This window comes from Variovorax sp. W1I1 (assembly GCF_030815625.1).
In the GTDB taxonomy this organism is placed as follows: domain Bacteria; phylum Pseudomonadota; class Gammaproteobacteria; order Burkholderiales; family Burkholderiaceae_C; genus Variovorax; species Variovorax paradoxus_C.
Genome location: NZ_JAUSWZ010000001.1, coordinates 272,972 through 293,672, shown reverse-complemented (window position 1 = coordinate 293,672; position 20,701 = coordinate 272,972). Strand labels below are relative to the sequence as shown.

17 protein-coding genes are annotated in these 20,701 nt (G+C 67.0%); 8 read left to right on the top strand and 9 right to left on the bottom strand.

Annotated features, from left to right (window positions below; translation table 11 throughout):
- The first annotated feature begins 10 nt into the window (after positions 1 to 10).
- The 6 genes from QFZ83_RS01415 to QFZ83_RS01390 all read left to right on the top strand — a co-directional run bounded on the left by QFZ83_RS01415 (position 11) and on the right by QFZ83_RS01390 (position 8,363).
- Positions 11 to 226 carry an addiction module protein gene (locus QFZ83_RS01415; protein ID WP_307501721.1) on the top strand — a complete coding sequence of 72 codons (216 nt, stop codon included), beginning with the start codon at positions 11 to 13 and terminating at the stop codon, positions 224 to 226.
- Positions 223 to 516: a type II toxin-antitoxin system RelE/ParE family toxin gene (locus QFZ83_RS01410; protein WP_307501718.1), complete on the top strand. Its 294-nt coding sequence runs from the start codon at positions 223 to 225 to the stop codon at positions 514 to 516. The genes QFZ83_RS01415 and QFZ83_RS01410 overlap by 4 nt, the downstream gene beginning before the upstream one ends.
- Positions 517 to 518: 2 nt before the next feature.
- Positions 519 to 1,706 (top strand): VWA domain-containing protein, encoded by a 1,188-nt coding sequence (locus QFZ83_RS01405; protein ID WP_013543538.1) that lies wholly within the window; start codon positions 519 to 521, stop codon positions 1,704 to 1,706.
- A gap of 85 nt (positions 1,707 to 1,791) precedes the next feature.
- On the top strand, positions 1,792 to 3,723 hold the full coding sequence (locus QFZ83_RS01400) for an autotransporter assembly complex family protein (RefSeq protein ID WP_307501712.1): 1,932 nt from the start codon (positions 1,792 to 1,794) through the stop codon (positions 3,721 to 3,723).
- Positions 3,724 to 3,737: 14 nt separating this feature from the next.
- A complete protein-coding gene (locus QFZ83_RS01395) occupies positions 3,738 to 7,817 on the top strand; it encodes a translocation/assembly module TamB domain-containing protein (RefSeq protein ID WP_307501709.1) in 4,080 nt (1,359 codons plus the stop codon).
- 243 nt (positions 7,818 to 8,060) lie between these two features.
- The gene (locus QFZ83_RS01390) at positions 8,061 to 8,363 is read left to right on the top strand and encodes a hypothetical protein (protein ID WP_307501706.1); all 303 of its coding nucleotides are present in this window, start codon (positions 8,061 to 8,063) and stop codon (positions 8,361 to 8,363) included.
- Between the two features lie 12 nt (positions 8,364 to 8,375).
- Here QFZ83_RS01390 and QFZ83_RS01385 read toward each other — a convergent pair whose 3' ends face one another.
- From QFZ83_RS01385 to QFZ83_RS01360, 6 genes are all read right to left on the bottom strand, one after another.
- Positions 8,376 to 8,684 (bottom strand): formate dehydrogenase subunit delta, encoded by a 309-nt coding sequence (locus QFZ83_RS01385; protein WP_013543542.1) that lies wholly within the window; start codon positions 8,682 to 8,684, stop codon positions 8,376 to 8,378.
- A gap of 43 nt (positions 8,685 to 8,727) precedes the next feature.
- Positions 8,728 to 9,618 (bottom strand): formate dehydrogenase accessory sulfurtransferase FdhD, encoded by an 891-nt coding sequence (fdhD, locus tag QFZ83_RS01380; protein ID WP_307501702.1) that lies wholly within the window; start codon positions 9,616 to 9,618, stop codon positions 8,728 to 8,730.
- 15 nt (positions 9,619 to 9,633) lie between these two features.
- Positions 9,634 to 12,510 carry a formate dehydrogenase subunit alpha gene (fdhF, locus tag QFZ83_RS01375; protein WP_307501699.1) on the bottom strand — a complete coding sequence of 959 codons (2,877 nt, stop codon included), beginning with the start codon at positions 12,508 to 12,510 and terminating at the stop codon, positions 9,634 to 9,636.
- A 47-nt stretch (positions 12,511 to 12,557) separates the two neighbouring features.
- The gene (locus QFZ83_RS01370; protein ID WP_307501696.1) at positions 12,558 to 14,117 is read right to left on the bottom strand and encodes an NADH-quinone oxidoreductase subunit NuoF; all 1,560 of its coding nucleotides are present in this window, start codon (positions 14,115 to 14,117) and stop codon (positions 12,558 to 12,560) included.
- On the bottom strand, positions 14,114 to 14,614 hold the full coding sequence (locus QFZ83_RS01365; protein ID WP_013543546.1) for a formate dehydrogenase subunit gamma: 501 nt from the start codon (positions 14,612 to 14,614) through the stop codon (positions 14,114 to 14,116). The genes QFZ83_RS01370 and QFZ83_RS01365 overlap by 4 nt, the downstream gene beginning before the upstream one ends.
- 127 nt (positions 14,615 to 14,741) lie before the next feature.
- Positions 14,742 to 15,617: a LysR family transcriptional regulator gene (locus tag QFZ83_RS01360; protein WP_307501693.1), complete on the bottom strand. Its 876-nt coding sequence runs from the start codon at positions 15,615 to 15,617 to the stop codon at positions 14,742 to 14,744.
- A gap of 121 nt (positions 15,618 to 15,738) precedes the next feature.
- Here QFZ83_RS01360 and QFZ83_RS01355 point away from each other — a divergent pair, with 121 nt between their 5' ends.
- A complete protein-coding gene (locus tag QFZ83_RS01355) occupies positions 15,739 to 15,975 on the top strand; it encodes a hypothetical protein (RefSeq protein WP_307501691.1) in 237 nt (78 codons plus the stop codon).
- A 17-nt stretch (positions 15,976 to 15,992) separates the two neighbouring features.
- Here the strand turns inward: QFZ83_RS01355 and oxlT are convergent, their stop codons facing one another.
- Positions 15,993 to 17,282, bottom strand: coding sequence for an oxalate/formate MFS antiporter (oxlT, locus tag QFZ83_RS01350; RefSeq protein ID WP_373423469.1), 1,290 nt, complete (start codon positions 17,280 to 17,282; stop codon positions 15,993 to 15,995).
- A 737-nt stretch (positions 17,283 to 18,019) separates the two neighbouring features.
- Here oxlT and QFZ83_RS01345 point away from each other — a divergent pair.
- Entirely contained in the window at positions 18,020 to 18,193 is a 174-nt protein-coding gene (locus QFZ83_RS01345) for a hypothetical protein (RefSeq protein ID WP_013543550.1), read from the top strand.
- Positions 18,194 to 18,247: 54 nt separating this feature from the next.
- Here QFZ83_RS01345 and QFZ83_RS01340 read toward each other — a convergent pair whose 3' ends face one another.
- Both QFZ83_RS01340 and pyk read right to left on the bottom strand, forming a co-directional pair.
- Positions 18,248 to 19,195, bottom strand: a complete 948-nt coding sequence (locus tag QFZ83_RS01340; RefSeq protein ID WP_307501687.1) for a LysR family transcriptional regulator — start codon at positions 19,193 to 19,195, stop codon at positions 18,248 to 18,250.
- Between the two features lie 68 nt (positions 19,196 to 19,263).
- A complete protein-coding gene (gene pyk, locus QFZ83_RS01335; protein ID WP_307501684.1) occupies positions 19,264 to 20,694 on the bottom strand; it encodes a pyruvate kinase in 1,431 nt (476 codons plus the stop codon).
- Positions 20,695 to 20,701: the final 7 nt, after the last annotated feature.

The window sequence follows — 20,701 nt, the reverse complement described above, 5'->3', positions numbered from 1 at the left end:
GAGAGAAACCGTGAACGCCGTACTGAACGATCTGAGTCACCTTGGCACGCACGAGAAGCTGCAACTCGTCGAGGACTTGTGGGACAGCATCGATCAGGCGCTTGTCCCCGCCATGAGCGACGAAGTCCATGCCGAGTTGGAGCACCGCGCCGCCTGGAACGATGCCCATCCAGGCCATGAACTCACGCTGCAGCAGATTGCCGACAAGCTGGGCGTGCGCTTGTGAGCTTCGGCCTCAAGTTCGAACCAGCAGCCGCACGCGAAATCGAACTGGCTTTCGAATGGTATGAATCCCGTCGCACAGGCTTGGGCGCCGAGTTCCTTTCCGTCATCGCGGCAGCACAGGAAATCCTGATGCGCGACCCTCTCCAGTTCTCCATGACACGCGCGCCATTTCGGTGGCTCAAGCTGCGCAAGTTCCCCTACGGCCTGCACTACCGGATCCGGGGTGACGAAGTCATGATCGTCGCCTGCCTGCACTTTCGCCAGAGCCCCGCGCACTGGCCGGGAATCTGACCATGCTCATCGATTTCTTCTACACCCTGCGCTCGGCCAAGCTGCCGGTGTCCGTCAAGGAATACCTCACGCTGCTCGAAGCCCTGCAGGCCGACGTGGTGGGCCCCAATTCCGACGGCGCCTATGGCATCGACGACTTCTACTACCTCTCGCGCACCGCGCTCGTGAAGGACGAGAAGCACTACGACAAGTTCGACCGCGCCTTCGCCGCCTACTTCAAGGGCGTGGAGATGCTCACCGACTTCACGAAGGAAGTGCCGCTCGACTGGCTCAAGAAGACGCTGGAACGCGAGTTCACCGCCGAAGAGAAAGCCAAGATCGAGAAGATGGGCTGGGACGAGCTCATGGAAACGCTCAAGAAGCGCTTCGAGGAGCAGAAAGAGCGCCACGAGGGCGGCAGCAAGTGGATCGGCACCGGCGGCACCTCGCCCTTCGGCAACGGCGGCTACAACCCGCAGGGCATCCGCATCGGCGGCGCGGGCAAGAACAAGAGCGCCGTGAAGGTGTGGGACCAGCGCGCCTACAAGGACTACGACGACACCCAGGAGCTGGGCACGCGCAACATCAAGGTGGCGCTGCGGCGCCTTCGCAAGTTCGCGCGCGAAGGCCACGAGGAAGAGCTGGACCTGGACAACACGATCCATTCGACCGCGGCCAATGCCGGCTACCTCGACATCAAGATGCGGCCCGAGCGCCACAACAACGTCAAGGTGCTGCTCCTGATGGACGTGGGCGGCACGATGGACGAGCACATCCAGCGCGTCGAGGAATTGTTCTCGGCCGTGAAGACCGAGTTCAAGCACCTGGAGTTCTATTACTTCCACAACTGCGTCTACGACTTCATGTGGAAGAACAACAAGCGCCGCTTCTCCGAGAAGTTCGCGACCTGGGACATCCTTCGCAAGTACAACAAGGACTACAAGCTCATCTTCGTAGGCGACGCGACCATGAGCCCCTACGAAATCCTGCAGCCCGGCGGCAGCGTCGAATACAACAACGAAGAGGCCGGCGCCGAGTGGATCCAGCGCCTGACGCACACCTTCCCGAAGTTCGCGTGGATCAACCCCGAGCCCCAGGGCGTGTGGCAATACAGGCAGAGCATCGCGGTGATGCAGCAGCTCATGTCCAACCGCATGTACCCGCTCACGCTGCGCGGGCTGGAAGACGCGATGCGCATGCTCTCCAAGTAATGCGCATGTAGGACACCAGTAGGACAGCGCCGTTCTGTATCCGGAAGCTTCAGGAACGGACAAATCTTGCTGTCAGAATCCGCCCATGGTCAGGGTGGTTTCCGTTTCTTCGCCGGCGTGGTGGCCGGCTTTGCTTTTTTGTGGCGTCCTTCTTTTGCAAGGCTGCAGCTTGCTGCCGAAAAAAGAAAGCACCGAAGGCAAGCCCGTCGCGGGCCTCGTGCGCAGCGGCGATGCCGACAGCACCGCCGCCAAGGACAGCAGCAAGGACGAGAAGAAAACCGACAAGCGCGACGCCTTCACCGTCGACGTGCGAGGGCCTGAAGCGGTTCGCGACTACCTCACGCTCCATCTGGAAATCCAGCGCTACCGCGAACTTGACGACCTCGGCGCGACGGAAATCTCCCGCCTCATGGTCGCCGCCGAAGCCAATGCGCGCGAACTGCTCGGCACCCTGGGCTACTTCACCCCCACGCTGACGCTCGAACTCAACGAGACGCCCGAGAGCACCAAGGCCCCGCGCGAGATCGTCATCACCGTCGCGCCCGGCGAGCCCACCAAGGTGAGCAATGTGCAGATCAGCTATGCCGGCGCCATCGCCGACGACGCCGCGGCGGAAGCGCAGCGCGACTCGATCCGCACCGGCTGGGCGCTGCGCGCAGGCCTGCCCTTCACCCAGCAGGCCTGGGACGACGCCAAGACCACCGCGCTGCGCAGCCTCACGGCCAAGCGCTTCCCCACCGGCAACATCGAGGTGAGCCGCGCCGAGGTCGATGCCGACCGCAGCGAGGCGCGCCTGAGCGTCACCTACCAATCGGGCCCCGCCTACAAGTTCGGCCCGCTCATGCTGCGGGGCCTGCAGCGTTACGACCCCGACGGCGCGCGCCGCATCGCCCGCCTGCCCAGCGGCACCGACTACGACCAGCAGAAGCTGCTCGATGCCCAGCAGCGCCTGGCCAGCAGCGGCTACTACGACTCGGTGTTCCTCACGCTCGACACCGAGAGCGGCAACCCGTTGGCCGCGCCCGTCATCGCGCAGCTGCGCGAAGCGCCGCTGCAGAAGGTGGTGCTCGGCGCCGGCTTCACCACCGACAACGGCCCGCGCCTGTCGATCGACCACATCCACAACCAGATTCCGCTGCTCGGCTGGCGCGCGGTCTCGCGGCTCTCGGTGGACAACGACATCAAGTCGCTGGGCACCGAGTGGAACGCGATTCCCGACGACAAGGGCTGGCGCTGGTTCTCCGGCGCCGAACTCAAGCGCGAGGAAGCGGGCAGCTACATCGTGGACAGCGGGCGGCTGCGCGGCGGACGCAACAAGTCCAGCGACCACATCGACCGCAGCTACTTCCTGCAGTACGACTACGCGCAGAACCGCGGCATCGACGCGCCGCCCTCGGCCTCGGCGGTCACCGCCAACTGGGGCTGGACCGGCCGCTACTTCGACAACAACTCGGCCCCGACGCGCGGCTACGCGCTGGCGCTCGAACTCGCGGCCGGCTACACGCTCACAGGCGAGCAAACGCCCTTCACTCGCACCTATGTGCGCGGGCTGGGCATCCTGCCGCTCGGCTCGGCCGAGGACACCGAGGCGCGCGCCCGCCGCAGCCGCCTGCAGTTGCGCGTCGAGGCCGGCGCGGTGTCGGCGAAAGATTCGGCACAGATTCCGTCCACGCTGATGTTCCTCACGGGCGGCGACACCACCGTGCGCGGCTACAGCTACAAGCAGATCGGCACCGTGCGCGCCGATGGCCAGACGGTGGCCGGCCGCTACCTCGGCGTGGCGAGCGTCGAATGGCAGCGCCCCTTCGTCTACAACAACAAGCTCACCGAATGGGAGAGCGTGGTGTTCGTCGATGCCGGCGCCGTGGCCGACAAGCCCGGCGAACTCAAGCCCAAGGTAGGCGTGGGCGTGGGTGCGCGATGGCGCAGCCCGGTCGGGCCGGTGCAGGCTGATCTGGCCTACGGCGTGGACACGAAGAAATTCCGCCTGCACTTCCGTCTCGGCTTCACCTTCTGACCCCGCAGCATTCGATGTCGAACGAAGAAGCCGTCTCCAACCCCACGCCGCCCGTGCCGCCGGCCGTCAGGCGCTCGCGCGCGCGCCGCGTCATGCGCGCGCTGGCATGGACCTTCGCGGGCCTCTTCCTCGCCGTGCTGCTGCTCGTTGCCGGCGCGTGGTGGTGGCTGGGCTCAAACACCTCGCTCGCCTTCGCGCTGGCGCAAGCGGCGCAGCGCCTGCCCGCGGGCCAGACGCTCGAAAGCCGCGACGTGACCGGGTCGCTGCGCACCGGCGGACACATCGGCTGGCTCAAGTACCAGAGCGAGAGCATCGCGGTCGAGGTGAACGACGCCACCATCGGCTGGCAGTTCGCGCCACTCTTCCAGCGCAAGGTGCAGCTCGGCGAGGTGCATGCGAAGCAGGTGCTGATCGAGAAGCGCGGTGCGCCGAGCAACGAGCCCATCCAACCGCTCGAACAGCTCGTGCTGCCGGTCGACGTGGACGTGCCCTTTCGCATCGACGAGGTGCGCTGGGCCGGCCCGCCCGTGCTGGAGGCGAAGAACCTCACCGGCAGCTACGTCTACAGGAACGCCGAGCACGCGCTCGAAGTGAAGGGCGTCGATATCGCCGACGGCCACTACAGCGCGCGCGTCAAGCTGCAGGGTCCCGCGCCGATGGCGATCGATGCGTCGCTCGACGGCCGCGTGAAGGCGCCGCTGGCCGAAGACCACAACATCGACGTGATCGCGCAAGCCACCGTGAAGGGCACGCTCGCCGGCACGGCTGCGCGCTTGCAGGTCGCCGCCGAACTCAAGCCCGCCGAAGAGAACGCCGACGCGCCGATGGAAGCCAAGCTGCAGGCGCAGATCGCGCCCTGGCTGCCGCAACCGGTGATCGATGCCAAGGCCGATCTCAGCAACGTCGATGCGTCGAGCCTCTGGCCCGGCGCGCCTGAAACGCAGCTCACCGGCACCGTCTCGGTCGAACCCGATGCGGACGCGGGCGCCTCTGCATGGAAGGCCTCGGCCGACATCCGCAACGCCCTGCCCGGCCCGTGGGACCGATCGAAGCTCCCGGTCGAACAGGTGCAAGGCCGCGTCGGCTTCGACGGCACCAACTGGACCATCCCCGAAGCCACCGTGCGCGCCGGCGGCGGCCGCATCGATGCCGAGGGCCGCTGGAGCCCCGCACCCGCGCCCTGGCAGATTCGCGCGACGGTGCGCAGCGTGCGGCCCGGCGCGCTGCACAGCGAACTCGCAGGCGCGCCCGTCAGCGGCCAGGTCACGGCGCAGCAGCGCGAAGACACCATCACCTTCGACGCATCGCTCAAGGCCGAAGGCGGCGCGGGCAGCAAGTCGCTGCCGGGCTTCGCGCTCGACCGCGCACTGGCGCAAGGCCAGTGGAAAGACCAGGTGCTCGACCTGCGCACGCTGCGCATCGAAGCCCAGCGCGCGAGCGTTGACGGCAAGCTGCAGGTGCGCGTGGCCGAGCAGGCCGCGAGCGGCAAGCTGAACCTCGTGCTGCCCGGCGGCGGCGCGCAGGTCGAAGGCCGCATCGCGCCGGACGCGGGCGCAGGCGACATCAAGGCGCGCATCGACGATACCGACACCCTGCAGCGCTGGGTCGAAGGCCTGCCCGGTCTCTCGGGCGTGTTCGCAGGCACGACGGCCAAGGGCTCGGCGCGGCTCGATGCGAGCTGGCAAGGCGGCTGGCGGACCATCCAGCGCCGCATCGAGAACGCGAACGCACCCGCGCAGCGCGGCATCGCCGAGCCCACGCTCAAGGCCGCGCTCGCCGTGCCCCGCCTCGACCTCAACTTGCCCGCCGCGCAGCCGGGCGGCACTGCCACCGCGGTGCAACTGCGCGAACTGCAGGCCGACCTTTCGGGCAGCCTCGCGCAGGCCGCGCTCACGCTCAAAGGCGAAGCCACCACAGGCACCCAGAAGATCACGCTCGACACCCGTGCCAGCGGCGGCATCGCTGGCGCCAATCAGTGGCGCGCTGCACTCGCCAGCCTGCGCCTGCAGGCGCAGGACAGCGCCCGCCCAGGCAACCCGTGGATCGTGGAGCTGAGCCGCGAAGTCACCGCCACCATCCGCGCCGGTGGCAACCCGGCCCGCCTCGACGTCGAAGCCTCCGCCGCCTCGGCCACGCTGCGCGGCCCCGTGCCCGGCACCGTGCGCATCGACTGGCAGCCGCTGCGCTTCAGCCAGAGCGGCGCGGCGCCGAACAAGGTGTTCCGTGTGCAGTCCAAAGGCCAGATGCAGGGCTTGCCGATGGCCTGGGCCGGCGCCTTCGGTGCGAGCTCGACGCTCAGCGACCTGGGCATCAGCGGCGACCTGATGTTCGACGGCGACTGGGACATCGACGCCGGCGACACGCTGCGCGCCAAGGCTCGCATCGCGCGCCAGAGCGGCGACATCCGCGTGCAGGCCGGCGAGGCCGCGCTGGTCACCCGCATCACGAGCACCGGAACCGGCACCGCGAGCGAGCGCACGATGAATTCCGCCTCGGCGGGCGGCGCCGATTCGCCGAGCACCCCCGCGGGCCTGCGCCAGGCCGAGCTGCGCCTCGACGCCGAAGGCGATGCGGTGCGCGCCACGCTGGCCTGGGACAGCGAACGCGCCGGCAAGATCAACGCCGACATGAACACGCGCGTCACGCAGCGTGCCGGCGGCTGGCAGTGGGCGCCCGATGCGCCGCTGGGCGGCAGCATCAAGGCCACGCTGCCGAACCTGGGCGTGTGGTCGATGCTCGCGCCGCCGGGCTGGCGCATCGCCGGCACGCTCGACGCCAACGCCACGCTCTCGGGCAACCGCGCCGCGCCGCGCTGGAACGGCACGCTCGGCGCCGACAAGCTCGCGCTGCGCGCACCGGTCGAAGGGCTGGACCTGCGCGACGGGCGCCTGCGCGCCAGCCTCGCCGGCGACCGCATCGAGATCACCGAGTTCACGCTCAAGGGCGGCGCCGGCAGCTCGGCCCGCATCGGCGGCCAGAGCGGCAACCGCAGCACCGCGGCAAGCGAGGCGGGCACCGATGGCGGATCGCTTTCGGCGCGCGGCGACATGAGCTGGGGCGCCGCACCGGGCACCGCCACGCCGAGCATCCGCATGGCGCTGCAAGGCGAACTGCGCGCGCTGCGCGTGCTGGTGCGCACCGACCGCCAGGTCACGCTCTCGGGCGACCTGCAGGCGCGGCTCGATGCCGGCCAGTTCACCGTGCGCGGCAAGCTCAAGACCGACCGCGCCGTCATCATCCTGCCCGACGAAACCGCGCCCAGCCTCGGCACCGACGTGGTCGTGCGCTCGGCCGCCAAGGACCGCGAAGCGGCCGAGGCCGCGCAGCGCGAATCGGCCCGCGCCGATGCGCAGGCCGCCAAGCCGCAGACCGCGAAGCCGCCCGACATCGTCGTGAACTTCGACCTCGGCGACGACTTCGCGGTGCAGGGCCGCGGCATCACGACGCGGCTCGAAGGCGACCTGGAAATCCGCAGCACCAAGCTCAATGCGCCGCCGCGCATCACCGGCGAGGTGAAGACCGTGAAGGGCCAGTACCGCGCCTACGGCCAGCAGCTCGATGTGGAAACCGGCGTCGCGCGCTTCAACGGGCCTTTCGACAATCCGCAACTGGACATCCTCGCGATCCGCCCGAACATCTCTCAGCGCGCGGGCGTGCAGATCTCGGGCAGCGCGCAGTCGCCGCGCGTGAAGCTCTATTCGGAGCCCGCGCTCTCCGATGCGGAAACGCTCTCGTGGGTGATCCTCGGGCGCGCTTCGGCCACCAGCGGCGGCGAGTCGGCGCTGCTGCAGCAGGCCGCGCTCGCGGTGCTGGGCAAGATCGGCAAGAGCGGCAGCGGCGGCAGCCTCGCCAGCCGCTTCGGCCTGGACGAACTCGGATTCAAGGGTCCGGGCAGCGGCGGCGACCTGCGCGAGTCGGCGGTCACGCTGGGCAAGCGGCTGTCGAAGGATTTCTACGTGACCTACGAACGCAGCGTCGGCGGCACCTTCGGCACGCTCTTCATCTTCTACGACCTGACGACACGCCTCACGCTGCGCGGACAGGCAGGCCAGACCAGCGGCCTCGACCTGATCTACACCCTGAAGTACGACTGATCGAAATCCTGGTACGTCGCCCCGGAGATTTCGAAACATGACGAAAGCGATGGATTCGCGCCGAGGGCAAGGCGCAAACCGCAGCGATACCCGCAGGTACCGCGAGGATTTGCAACGCCGCCATCGGAGCGAAGACGCGCTTTCGTGTTTCGAAATCTCTGGGGCGATGTACTAGGGACTTCGATCTTGACCGGGCCGAACCCGGAGTTAACAATTCATCGACGCCTTCACCGAGGAGCGACGATGAAAAAAGATGGAGACAAGGGCGACCACGGCCCGGTGCACGACCGTCGGATGTACGACGCGCCGACGTCCTCGCGGATCGCGCTCGTGCGCAGCGCGCTGCATGTGGTGATCGCGGTCGTCGCGCTTCTGGCGATCGCCACGTCGATCCCGCACTGGGGCGGCGAGAACTTCCCCGTGCTGAGCCTGGTGATCTACGTCGCGGGAATGGTGTTCATCGCGATGCCGCTGTGCCTTTGCTATGAGGCGCTGCTGAAGTCATACACGGAGCAGCAGCAGATGAGGCGCACCAGCCTCACCTGATCCGGGACCTACCTACCCCGCGTCGCCGCCCCCCGGCGGAAACTGCTCTTTCCTTTCAGCCAGCTCGACCGCCCCGCCCGGCAGCAGGTTCGCGCGATGGCTGCGCACGGCCGACGCAACGATCGGCATCAGGTGCGTCGCGCCGCCCGCTTCGAGCGCGCGGATCAACTGCATGCGCATGCTCGGCGCCCAGAACGATTTCAGGTGCGCCGCGATCGCGTCCGTGGCCATCGTCGCGTTGTCGGGCGACTGGGCCTGGAAGAAGCTGCCGATCTGGTTGGCCATCTTGACCAGTTGCGCCGTCGGATCGTGGTCGTGCATGCACTGCCTTTGAAGAGATGAAGTAGCTTGCCGGCAGCTCGCGTCAGTGCGCGCGGCGCCCGGTCGATGTGGATGAGAGTTCCCGCCCAGCCGTCGTCACGCGCTCCGGATGGCTGTAGACGGCCAGGTCGTCCTTGCGCGCGAAGCCGACCAGCGTGAGCCGCGCGCGTTCCGCCGTGGCCACGGCGAACGAAGTCGGCGCCGACACGGCAGCCAGCAGCGGCACGCCCGCCATCGCAGTCTTCTGCACCATCTCGAAACTCGCGCGACTGGTGACGGCGATGAAGCCGGTAGACGCGTCGATGTCATTGCTCGCGAGGGCGCCGATCAGTTTGTCGAGCGCGTTGTGGCGGCCCACGTCTTCGCGCAGCCACATCACTTCGCCTTCGGCCGAACACCACGCCGCCGCATGCACCGCGCCGGTGGCCTGCTGCAACGTCTGCAGCGACTGGAATTGCGACATCGCGCGCGCGATGGCCTGCCGCTCCAGCGCCACAGAAGCATCGCCGAGCACCGGCAGTTCGCGCGACACATGCGCCAGGCTCTCGGTGCCGCACAGGCCGCAGCCGGTGCGGCCCGCGATCGTGCGGCGCCGCTGCTTCAAGCGGTTGAACGCGGCACTCGACACCTGCAGCCGCACCGTGATGCCGAGGTCCGAGGGCGCGATGTCCACCGAATAGAGTTCGTGCGCCGCATCGAGGATGCCTTCACTCAGCGAGAAGCCGAGTGCGAAGTCTTCCAGGTCCAGCGGCGTTGCGAGCATCACGGCGTGCGAGATGCCGTTGAACTCCAGCGCCACCGGCACTTCCTCGGCCACCCAGTCCTGCACCGCGTAGGCCTCGCCGCCGCGCACGCCGTGCACGGGCAAGAGCAGCGCGCCTTCGCAGAAGGTGTCGGCGCCTTCGGCGGCCGGCAGGGTGGCGATGTTGTTCATGGCGCTTCTGCTTCCCTACTTCGCGGGGATCGTCTCGTTGCTGCGGTCCGTCGCCGAAGCAGCCGTCGCCAGGTCGATCTGCGTCTTGTTGAAGCGGCTGTACTCCTGCTGCCAGGTCGAGGGCTGCATCACCGGCATCACCTGCACCGCCGTCACCTTGTACTCGGGGCAGTTGGTGGCCCAGTCGGAGTTGTCGGTGGTGATCACGTTGGCGCCCGACTCGGGGAAATGGAAGGTCGTGTAGACCACGCCCGGCTGCATGCGCTCGGACACCGTGGCGCGCAGCACCGTCTCGCCCGCGCGGCTCTGGATGCCGACCCAGTCGTCGTCCTTCACGCCGCGTTCTTCCGCATCGTGCGGATGGATCTCCAGCCGGTCTTCGCCGTGCCACAGGTTGTTGTCGGTGCGGCGCGTCTGCGCGCCCACGTTGTACTGCGAGAGGATGCGCCCGGTGGTCAGGAGCAGCGGGAACTTGCGCGTGACCTTCTCGTCCGTCGCCACGTACTGCGTGACGATGAAGCGGCCCTTGCCGCGCACGAAGGCATCGATGTGCATCGTCGGCGTGCCATCGGGCGCGTCGTCGTTGCAGGGCCACTGGATGCTGCCGAGTTCGTCTAGGCGCTTGTAGCTCACGCCGTGGAAGGTCGGCGTCAGCGCGGCGATCTCGGCCATGATGTCCTCGGGGCTCTTGTAGTCCATCTGGTAGCCCAGCGCCTGCGCGAGCTTCACCGTGATCTCCCAGTCGGCGAGGCCAGCCTTCGGCGGCATCACCTTGCGAACGCGAGAGATGCGGCGCTCGGCATTGGTGAAGGTGCCGTCCTTCTCGAGGAACGACGAACCCGGCAGGAACACATGCGCGTACTTGGCGGTTTCGTTCAGGAACATGTCCTGCACCACCACGCATTCCATCGCCATCATGGCCGCTGCCACGTGCTGCGTATTGGGGTCCGACTGCACGATGTCCTCGCCCTCGCAGTAGAGGCCCTTGAAGCCGCCGCCGATGGCGGAGTCGAACATGTTGGGAATGCGCAGGCCCGGCTCGGGGTCGATGGTCACGCCCCAGGCCGCTTCGAACGATGCACGCGTGGTGCTGTCCGACACATGGCGGTAGCCCGGCAGCTCGTGCGGGAACGAGCCCATGTCGCACGCGCCCTGCACGTTGTTCTGGCCGCGCAGCGGGTTCACGCCCACGCCTTCGCGGCCGACGTTGCCGGTGGCCATGGCGAGGTTGGCGATGCCCATCACGGTGGTCGAGCCCTGGCTGTGCTCGGTCACGCCGAGGCCGTAGAAGATTGCGCCGTTGGCGGCGCTCGCGAACAGTCGGGCCGCGGCGCGCATCTCGGCAGCCGGCACGCCGGTGGCCTTCTCGGTGGCCTCGGGCGATTGCTCGGGCTGCGCGACGAAATCTCTCCACGCAGCGAACGAAGCGGTGTCGCAGCGCTCGGCGATGAAGGCGTCGGCCGTGAGCCCTTCGGTCACGATGACGTGCGCGAGCGCAGTGACCACGGCTACGTTGGTGCCGGGCTTCAACTGCAGGTGATGCGAGGCCTTCACGTGCGGCGACTTCACGATGTCGATGCGGCGTGGATCGACCACGATCAGCTTCGCGCCTTCGCGCAAACGCTTCTTCATGCGCGAGGCGAACACCGGATGGCCGTCGGTCGGGTTGGCGCCGATCACCATGATCACGTCGGCCTTCTCCACGGACTTGAAGGTCTGCGTGCCGGCCGATTCACCGAGTGTCTGCTTCAGGCCATAGCCCGTGGGCGAGTGGCACACGCGGGCGCAGGTGTCGACGTTGTTGTTGCCGAAGGCCGCACGCACCAGCTTCTGCACGAGGTAGGTTTCTTCATTCGTGCAACGCGACGACGTGATGCCGCCGATCGAATCCTTGCCGTACTTGGCCTGCAGGCGCTTGAACTCGCCCGCCGCGTAGTTGAGCGCGGTGTCCCAGCTCACCTCTTGCCACGGGTCGCTGATGTTCTTGCGGATCATCGGCTTGAGCATGCGGTCCTGGTGCGTGGCGTAGCCCCAGGCGAAGCGGCCCTTCACGCAGGAGTGGCCTTCGTTGGCCTTGCCGTCTTTCCACGGCGTCATGCGCACGACCTCGTTGCCCTTCATCTCGGCCTTGAAGGCGCAGCCCACGCCGCAGTAGGCGCAGGTGGTGATGATGCTGTGCTCGGGCTGGCCGAGCCAGATGACCGACTTCTCCTGCAAGGTGGCGGTCGGGCAGGCTTCGACGCAGGCGCCGCAGCTCACGCATTCCGATTCCATGAAGGCTTCGTCCTGGCCCGGCGACACGCGCGACTCGAAGCCGCGGCCGCTGATGGTCAGCGCGAAGGTGCCCTGCGTTTCCTCGCAGGCGCGCACGCACCGGTTGCACACGATGCACTTCGAAGGGTCGTATGTGAAGTACGGGTTCGACTCGTCCTTCTGGTCCTTCAGGTGGTTGGCGCCGTCGAAGCCGTAGCGCACGTTGCGCAGGCCCGTGACGCCCGCCATGTCCTGCAGCTCGCAGTTGCCGTTGGCCGAGCAGGTGAGGCAGTCGAGCGGATGGTCGGAGATGTACAGCTCCATCACGCCCTTGCGCAGGTCCTGCAGCTTGGGCGTCTGCGTGCGCACCTTCATGCCGGCTTCGGCCGGCGTGGTGCACGAGGCCGGGAAGCCCTTGCGGCCCTCGATCTCGACCAGGCACAGGCGGCACGAGCCGAAGGGCTCCAGGCTGTCGGTGGCGCAGAGCTTGGGCACGTTGATGCCAGCATCCACCGCCGCGCGCATCAGCGAGGTGCCCGCGGGCACGGTGACTTCGTTGCCGTCGATCTCCAGCGTCACTTCGCGCGTCGATTCGCGCTTGGGGGTGCCGTAGTCGATTTCTTTCAGATGGTCGAGCATGTGTTCTTGTCTCCTGCTGCTTGTGCGGTGCGATGCGTTCGATGCGGTCAAGCAGCCTTGCGATCGGGGACCACGAGACCGAAGTCCTGTGGGAAATGGTCGAGTGCGGACAGCACCGGGAACGGCGTCATGCCGCCCATGGCACACAGCGAGCCGTGGACCATGGTATTGCACAGGTCACGCAGCAGGATGACGTGCTCCACGCGCTTGTTGTCCGCGCGGATCTTGTCGATCACCTCAACGCCGCGGGTCGATCCGATGCGGCACGGCGTGCACTTGCCGCACGACTCGATGGCGCAGAACTCCATCGCATAGCGTGCGAGCTTGGAGAGGTCGGCCGTGTCGTCGTGCACCACGATGCCGCCGTGGCCCACCGTGCCGCCCACGGCCGCGTAGGCCTCGTAGTCGAGTGGCAGGTCCCATTGCGATTCGGGAAGGTACGCACCGAGCGGCCCGCCCACCTGCACCGCCTTGATCGGCCGGCCCGAGGCGGAGCCGCCGCCATAGTCGTACAGCAGCTCCCGCAGCGTGACGCCGAAGGCCTTCTCCACCAGCCCGCCGTGCTTGATGTTGCCGGCCAGCTGCATCGGCAGCGTGCCGCGCGAACGGCCCACGCCGAAGTCGCGGTAGTGCTCGGCACCGCGCGCAAGGATCAGCGGCACGCTCGCGAGCGTGATCACGTTGTTGATGAGCGTTGGCTGCCCGAAGAGGCCGGTGATGGCCGGCAGCGGCGGCTTGGCGCGCACGATGCCGCGCTTGCCTTCCAGGCTTTCGAGCAACGCGGTTTCTTCGCCGCACACATACGAGCCCGCGCCCTTGCGCACTTCGAGCCAGAAGGTCTGGCCCGAGCCGAGGATGTTGTCGCCGAGGAAGCCGGCGGCCTCCGCCGCGCGGATCGCCTCGTTCATCGTCGCGATGGCATGCGGGTATTCGGAGCGGATGTAGACGTAGCCCTTGGTCGCGCCGGTGGCGATGCCCGCGATGGTCATGCCCTCGATGAGCATGAGCGGGTCGCCCTCCATCGTCATGCGGTCGGAGAAGGTGCCCGAGTCGCCTTCGTCGGCGTTGCAGACGATGTACTTCTGCGCGGCCGGCGTGGCCATCACCGTCTTCCACTTGATGCCCGCCGGGAACGCCGCGCCGCCGCGGCCGCGCAGGCCCGAGTCGAGCACCTGCTGCACCACTTCGTCGGGCTTGAGGCCCAGCGCGCGGCGCAGGCCCGCATAGCCTTCATGTGCTTCGTAGTCGGCGACGGACACAGGATCGGTGATGCCCATGCGCGCGAAGGTCAGGCGCTCCTGCTTCTTCAGGTAGGGGATCTCGTCGGTCAGGCCGAGCGAGAGCGGGTGCGTCTGCGCGCCTTCGGCGAAGCCCGCATCGAACAGGTCGGCCACGTCGTCGATGGTCACCGGCCCGTAGGCCACGCGACCGGCGGGCGTGCTCACCTCGACCATCGGCTCCAGCCAGAACAGGCCGCGCGAACCGTTGCGCACCATGCCGAAAGACACGCCGCGAATCGCGGCTTCCTGCGCGATGCGCTCGGCCACGCGTTCAGCGCCGACCGCCAGTGCGGCCGAGTCGCGCGGGACATAGATGGTGAGGCTCATGCGCAGCTTCCGTATTGCGCCACCAGCGCATCGAACGAACGCGTCGTCATGCGCGCGTGCGGTTCTTCGTTGATCGTCATCGCGGGCGACGAGGCGCACAGGCCCAGGCAGAAGGCCGGCTCCAGCGTGAAGTTGCCGTCCTTCGAATGGCCGTGCGCGCTGCAGCCCAGCCGCAGTTCCGCGTGGGCCAAGAGCGCATCGGCACCCATCGACTGGCAGGCCTCGGCCCGGCAGATCTGGATCACATGGCGCGCCGCCGGCGCGGAGCGGAAGTGGTGGTAGTAGGTGATGACGCCATGCACTTCGGCGCGCGAGAGGTTCACGCCCTCGGCGATCGTCGTCACGGTGTGCGGCGGGATATAGCCCAGCGCGTCCTGCACGTCGTGAAGGATCGGGAGCAACGCCCCCGGCTCTTCGGCGCGCTCCTGCAGCACCTGGCGCACCGCGGCCAGTTCATCGGATTCGCTCATCGTGGCGTGTCGGCCCACTTCGTTCATGCGGCGCTCCTTGGCGGTTTCTTATTCATCGTGACCTTGCATCCCGGCTCGGAGGCCGCGTCCCAGGAAAACCGTGGTTTCCCGCTGTGGGGGCACTGTCAGGGAATAAGAAGGCAATGGCCTTGACTCAGGTCAATTTCCCGGAAACAAGGGGCCGGGCGCCGCCGGCAGAGACCTCGCGCAGACCCGCGAGCGCCGGCCCGACGATGGCCGGATCGGCGCCCACCGCGTAGACCGCGTACGCGGGGTAGAGAAACTCCGGCGTGTTGGGCACGCGCCGCAGGTGCCCCGATTCGAGATGCGCGCGCACCACGTCGAGCCGAAAGTAGCCGGTGCCACCCGCGGCCAGCAGGTACTCGCGGCCGAGCGGCCCGAGCCCGGCTTTCACCGCCGCGTTGGAGAGTTCGGGAAACGCGAGGCCGTGCTGCGCCGCGAACTCCGGACCCCAGTCGACGTACACGTAATCCGCCGGCCGCGGCACGCGCGGGCGCTTGGCGGTCGTGACCATCACGAGCTTTTCTTCGATGAGCAATTCCACGCGCAGCCCCGGCCGCTGCTGCGGGGCATAGACGATGGCGACATCGAGCACGCCCGCCGCCACCTTGTCGAGCAGGTCGTGCGGAAAGCCGACCTCGGTGCGAATTGCGAGCTGCGGCGCGGTCTGGCGCAGCCACAGCAGCCAGCGCAGCAGCAGCGGGTCCCACAGGCTGATCTCGCAACCGGCCGCGAGCACCGCCTGGCTGCCGTCGGGCACCGCCACCTGGTGGCGCGCCCGCTCCCACACCTGCACGAGCGTGGTCGCATGCGGAAGAAATTGTTCGCCTGCGCGCGTGAGGGCGGCCCCCGCTTTGTTGCGCACGAAGAGCTTGCGGCGCAGCAGTTCTTCGAGCGTTCGCACGCGTGCGCTCACCGATGTCTGCGTCACATGCAGGCGTTCCGCGGCGCGCTGGAAGCTGCGCGTCTCGACGATCGCAAGAAAGGTGCGGGCCAGGTTGATGTCCATCGAGGCGCCCTCGTTGAATGCATTATTTTTGCATTCAACTGGCAATTAATCTCGTTTTACTTGGGCGGTGGCCGGGCAGAAGATGAAGGCGTTCAACCTTCAATGCAACCGGGAGCCATTCATGCCGACCCTTGGTCACTCCGTACAAGCGAAGGGCGCCGAGCGCCTTGCCGATGCGCTCCGGGGCCTCGCCGACGAGGCCTTCATGCTCATGGAGGCCTTGCTCAGCCCCCGCAAGCTCATCGAGGACGTGGAGCAGATGCGCGCCTTGCAGGTCGCGGCCGACACCCTCGAAGCCACCGACCCGTGGCGGGCCGATGTGCTGCGCTCGCGCGCCTCGCGCATCGGCCTTCGCTGACTGAAAGAACAATGGAATCAGGACGCCTGGCGGCTGGCCTCGATGTGCTTGCGGCGCATCGGACGCAACACGAACCAGGCCATCAGCGCGGCCGCGGCATTCACTGCGCTCGCGACGATGAACACCGCATGCCAGCTGCCGGTGGATGCGGCGAGCACGCTGGAGAGCGGCACCAGCAGCGAGGCCGTGCCCTTCGCGGTGTAGAGCATGCCGGCGTTCGATGCGGCGTACTTGGAGCCGAAGGTGTCGGCGCAGGTCGATGGGAACAGGCTGTAGATCTCGCCCCAGGCGAAGAACACCATGCCGGTCAGCAGCACGAAGAGGATCGGGTTCTGTCCGTAGTGGTACAGCGCCAGGATGCCGACCGCTTCGAGCGCGAAGGCAACGAACATCGTCTGCTCGCGGCCGATCTTGTCGGAGACCCAGCCGAAGAAGGGCCGCGTCAGGCCGTTGAGCACGCGGTCGATGGCGAGCGCGAAGGTCAGCGCGGGCAGCACCAGGCCCATGATGTTGACCGGCACGTCCATGATCTTGAAGTCCTGCGCAATGGGCGCGAGCTGCGCGGTGGCCATGAGGCCGCCGGCCGCCACCATCACGAACATCGCGTACATCACCCAGAAGATGGGCGAACGCAATACCTCCGACGGTGCGTAGTCGCGCTGCGACTGCTGCACGTTGCCGCGGCTCGACGCCGCCTTCACGTGATCGGGTGCACGGGTGAGCAACCAGGCCAGGGCGAAGACGATCACGCCCTGACCGATCCCAAAATAGAGAAACGCAGACTCGTAGCCGCTGGTCTTGATCATCACGGAGATCGGGATGATCGTGAGGGCCGAGCCGGCGCCGAAGCCCGCGGCGGTCATGCCCGCTGCAAGCCCGCGGCGATCGGGAAACCACTTGAGCGCATTGCCCACGCAGGTGCCGTACACCGCGCCCGCGCCGATACCGCCGACGGCCGCCGCAACGTAGAGCATCGGCAGCGAAGCGGCGAACGAATTCATCACCCATCCAAGGCCGCAGAGCACGCCGCCCACGAGCACCACGGGACGCGGGCCGAAGCGGTCGACGAGGTAGCCCTCGATGGGCACGAGCCAGGTCTCGGTGAGCACGAAGATGGTGAAGGCCACTTGGATGGCGGCGCGGCTCCAGCCGTGCTTTTCAGCGATGGGGTTGACGAAGAGGGTCCAGCCGTATTGCAGGTTCGCAATCATCGCCATGCAGACGATGCCGATCAGCAACTGTCCCCATCGATACGCTTCGGACCGCTTGGCGGTGACGGCGTAGGTGGAATCCGAAGGTGGATACATCGCGGGGTTGGAACCCGCAATCGTGGTGGTTGGCCGAGTCATGGAGTTGTCCTTAATGTTTTGATGAGTCCGACGGTCTCGGGAAAGACGACGCAATCAGTCGAGTGAAAAACGGAAATGAATCACTTGTTTTTGCGCGTGGATGACTGTCGGACTGCACGACTCAAAAACTCTTGACCGCAGTCAAGTTCACACGAATCGCGAGTTGTTGAGACCCCCGAGATATCCCTAGCACTTGGCTTCGTTTTTGGAAGGGCTTGGTGATGCGGTGCTGTTGTTCTTGGCGCTGTTGTTCGGGGTGCGATCACGCCGACGGGGTACCTTGCTCCGCGAATGTCCCCCGCCTTCGGCTCCTCCTTTATTTCGCTGCGCAAGGCACCCCATCGGCGTGCTCGTTTTCAGAGCAGTCGTTGATCAGCGAAACACCAGCAGCGTGCCCAAGTGCGCAGGGCATCGGGTGCTCCCCGCAGCGAAATAAAGGAGGAGCGAAGCGGGGGACATTCGCGGAGGGGAGTACCCGGTGGCCTGTGCACCCGCCCCGGACAAAGGCCCGAACAAAGGCCCGAACAAAGGCCCGAACAAAGGCCTCAATGCAAGCTTGCACCCCGCATCCATCGGGAGAAAAATTGACCTAGGTCAAGAAACGCGAAATCAGCGTTTGCGATCGTCTAGGGTAAACCCTAAAATTGCGGGTAATCCCTTCAGTCTTTTTGATTCAACTTCTTAGGAGCATTTCCATGAGCAACACCACCCTCGATTCCCGCGCGATCCGCACTGCCCCGCAATCGGCCACCAACGACGAAGCCCTCCGCGATCTGGTCGCCGCAATGCCCATCGTGATCATGTACAAGGCCGCTCGCGCCGCCCTCGTGCAACACCGCAAGAGCATCCGCAGCGCACTGACCAACTGATCGATCGTGCCCCGCCCCAAAGACAAAGAGCGCTTCAAGCGCTCTTTTGTTTTTTCAGGGCTGCTGCTGCAGTGATTGCAGCGGTTTGAACGGCACGATCTGCGAGATCAGCGATGCGCCATCGCTCAGCAGAAAGTCCTTGAAGGCTTGCGCCACCGGCGGCAGGCGCTTGGTGCGGCGGTGCACCACGTACCAGTTGAGCATCAGCGGAAAGCCTTCCACGTCGAGCACGCACAAGCTGCCGGCCTTCAGCTCCTGGCTGATGGTGTGTGCCGAGACAAAGCTCACGCCCATGCCCGCGATCACCGCCTGCTTTATCGTCTCGGTGCTGCGGATTTCCATCGCGATGTTGATGTGCTCCAGCTCGCGCCCGAAGCCGTCTTCCATCGAGTGCCAAGTGTCCGATGCCTTCTCGCGCACCACGAACGGCTCGCGCATCAGGCGCTTCAGTGGAATGCCCGCCACGCCCACCAGCGGATGCGTCGGCGGCGCAACGATCACGTAAGGGTGCGGTGCAAAGGCCTGGTTCGACGTATCCAGGTCGGTGGGCGGCCGCACCATGATCGCGAGGTCGGTGAGGTTCTCCGCGATGTGGGTCAAGAGCCCCTCGCGGTTGTGCACGGTGAAGTTCAGCGTCACGCCGCGATGGCGGCTTGCGAACTCCACCAACAGGCGCGGAAAGAAGTAGTCCCCCGCGCTGATGACGCCCACATTGAGCTTGCCGCCCGAGACGCCCTTGAACTGCATCATCGCGTTCTCGGCCGCCTCGAACTGCTGGATGATCGCGCGGCTGATCTGCAGCAGCTCGGCGCCCGCGGGCGTCAGGAAGATCTTCTTGCCGAACTGCTCGAACAGCACGTTGCCCGCATGCTCCTCGAGCTTGGCGACCTGCGTGGAAACGGCCGGCTGCGTGAGGTGAAGCTCCTCCGCCGCGCGCGAAAAACTCAAGAGCCGTGCGACCGCCTCGAAGACCTTCAACTGGCGCAGGGTCGCATGCTTCATCGGGAGGAAAAGTGGGGCTGCAATCGAAGGGCCATCGTAGCGTGCGAGCCCTTGTCAGCCACCGGGCGTCAACCCGGGACGCCCGGGATTCGTGCGACGTGCAACAGGTTCGTCGTCCCCGACAAACCGAAGGGCAACCCAGCCACCACCACCACGTCGTCGCCCGCTTTCGCAAAGCCTTCGGCCTGCGCGGTGCGGCAGGCGCAGTCGATCATCTCGGCCACGTCGTGCACGTCGTCCACGAGCGCCGCGTGCACGCCCCACACCATCGCCATGCGGCGCGCCGCCGCCACGTCAGGAGTGAGGCTCAGGATCGGCACCGCCGGCCGCTCGCGCGCGGCGCGCAGGCTCGTGAAACCCGAGGAGGTGTAGGTGACGGTAGCGGCCGGCGCGAGCAGCGCGGCCACCTGCCGCATCGAGGCGCACACGGCATCGGCCGTGGTCGACAGCGCCGCATCGTGCGTCGCGTCGATGCCGGTGCGGTACGACGGGTCGGCCTCCACGCGCGCGACGATGCGGTCCATCATGCCGACCGCTTCGAGCGGGTACTTGCCCGAGGCCGATTCGGCCGAGAGCATCACGGCATCGACGCCGTCGTAGATCGCGGTCGCCACGTCGGACACTTCGGCGCGCGTGGGCACGGGCGCCGCGATCATCGATTCGAGCATCTGCGTGGCCACCACCACCGGCTTGCCGTGCTGGCGGCAGGCACGCACGATGCGGCGCTGCAGTTCGGGCACCTGCTCGGGCGGCAGCTCCACGCCGAGGTCGCCGCGCGCGACCATGACGCCGTCGGCCAGCGCGACGATGCCGTCCAGGTGCTCGATGGCCGCGGGCTTCTCCAGCTTGGCCATGATCCAGGCGCGCTTGCCGATGATCTCGCGCGCCTCGGTGATGTCTTCGGGTCTTTGCACGAACGAGAGCGCGACCCAGTCCACGCCCATCGAGAGGCCGAAGTCCAGGTCGTCGCGGTCCTTCGGGGTGAGCGGCGAGATCGGCAGCAGCACGCTTGGCACGTTCACGCCCTTGCGGTCCGAGATCGGCCCGCCAACCACCACGGTGGTCTCCGCGAAATCAGCGCCATGGCTCTCTACGCGCAGGCGCAGCTTGCCGTCGTCCAGCAAGAGGTCGGTGCCGGCCTGCAGCGCCGCGAAGATCTCGGGGTGCGGCAGCGGTGCGCGGCGGTAGTCGCCGTTGGTCTTCGTGTCCATGTCGAGGCGAAAGCGCCGGCCTGCTTCCAGTTGCGCGCGTCCGCCCTCGAAGGTGCCCAGCCGCAGCTTCGGCCCTTGCAGGTCGAGCAGCACGCCGATGGGCCGGCCGAACTCTTTCTCGAGCCGGCGGATCGCCTCCAGCCGGCGCGCGTGGTCGTGCTGCGAGCCGTGGCTGAAGTTCAGACGGAAGACATCCACGCCACGCTCGAACAGCGCGCGAATGGCTTGCTCGTCGGGTGTGGCCGGGCCGAGCGTGGCGACGATCTTTGCGCTGCGTGTGCGTCTCATGGTGTGT

Excerpts from the sequence above, each read along its gene's own strand:
- oxlT (WP_373423469.1), bottom strand. The coding sequence starts at position 17,282 with ATGTATCCACCTTCGGATTCCACCTACGCCGTCACCGCCAAGCGGTCC.
- pyk (WP_307501684.1), bottom strand. The coding sequence starts at position 20,694 with ATGAGACGCACACGCAGCGCAAAGATCGTCGCCACGCTCGGCCCGGCC.
- fdhF (WP_307501699.1), bottom strand. The coding sequence starts at position 12,510 with ATGCTCGACCATCTGAAAGAAATCGACTACGGCACCCCCAAGCGCGAA.
- QFZ83_RS01370 (WP_307501696.1), bottom strand. The coding sequence starts at position 14,117 with ATGAGCCTCACCATCTATGTCCCGCGCGACTCGGCCGCACTGGCGGTC.
- QFZ83_RS01385 (WP_013543542.1), bottom strand. The coding sequence starts at position 8,684 with ATGCACGACCACGATCCGACGGCGCAACTGGTCAAGATGGCCAACCAG.
- fdhD (WP_307501702.1), bottom strand. The coding sequence starts at position 9,618 with ATGAACAACATCGCCACCCTGCCGGCCGCCGAAGGCGCCGACACCTTC.
- QFZ83_RS01360 (WP_307501693.1), bottom strand. The coding sequence starts at position 15,617 with ATGGACATCAACCTGGCCCGCACCTTTCTTGCGATCGTCGAGACGCGC.
- QFZ83_RS01340 (WP_307501687.1), bottom strand. The coding sequence starts at position 19,195 with ATGAAGCATGCGACCCTGCGCCAGTTGAAGGTCTTCGAGGCGGTCGCA.
- QFZ83_RS01405 (WP_013543538.1), top strand. The coding sequence starts at position 519 with ATGCTCATCGATTTCTTCTACACCCTGCGCTCGGCCAAGCTGCCGGTG.
- QFZ83_RS01365 (WP_013543546.1), bottom strand. The coding sequence starts at position 14,614 with ATGAACGAAGTGGGCCGACACGCCACGATGAGCGAATCCGATGAACTG.
- QFZ83_RS01395 (WP_307501709.1), top strand. The coding sequence starts at position 3,738 with ATGTCGAACGAAGAAGCCGTCTCCAACCCCACGCCGCCCGTGCCGCCG.
- QFZ83_RS01345 (WP_013543550.1), top strand. The coding sequence starts at position 18,020 with ATGAGCAACACCACCCTCGATTCCCGCGCGATCCGCACTGCCCCGCAA.
- QFZ83_RS01400 (WP_307501712.1), top strand. The coding sequence starts at position 1,792 with ATGGTCAGGGTGGTTTCCGTTTCTTCGCCGGCGTGGTGGCCGGCTTTG.
- QFZ83_RS01390 (WP_307501706.1), top strand. The coding sequence starts at position 8,061 with ATGAAAAAAGATGGAGACAAGGGCGACCACGGCCCGGTGCACGACCGT.
- QFZ83_RS01355 (WP_307501691.1), top strand. The coding sequence starts at position 15,739 with ATGCCGACCCTTGGTCACTCCGTACAAGCGAAGGGCGCCGAGCGCCTT.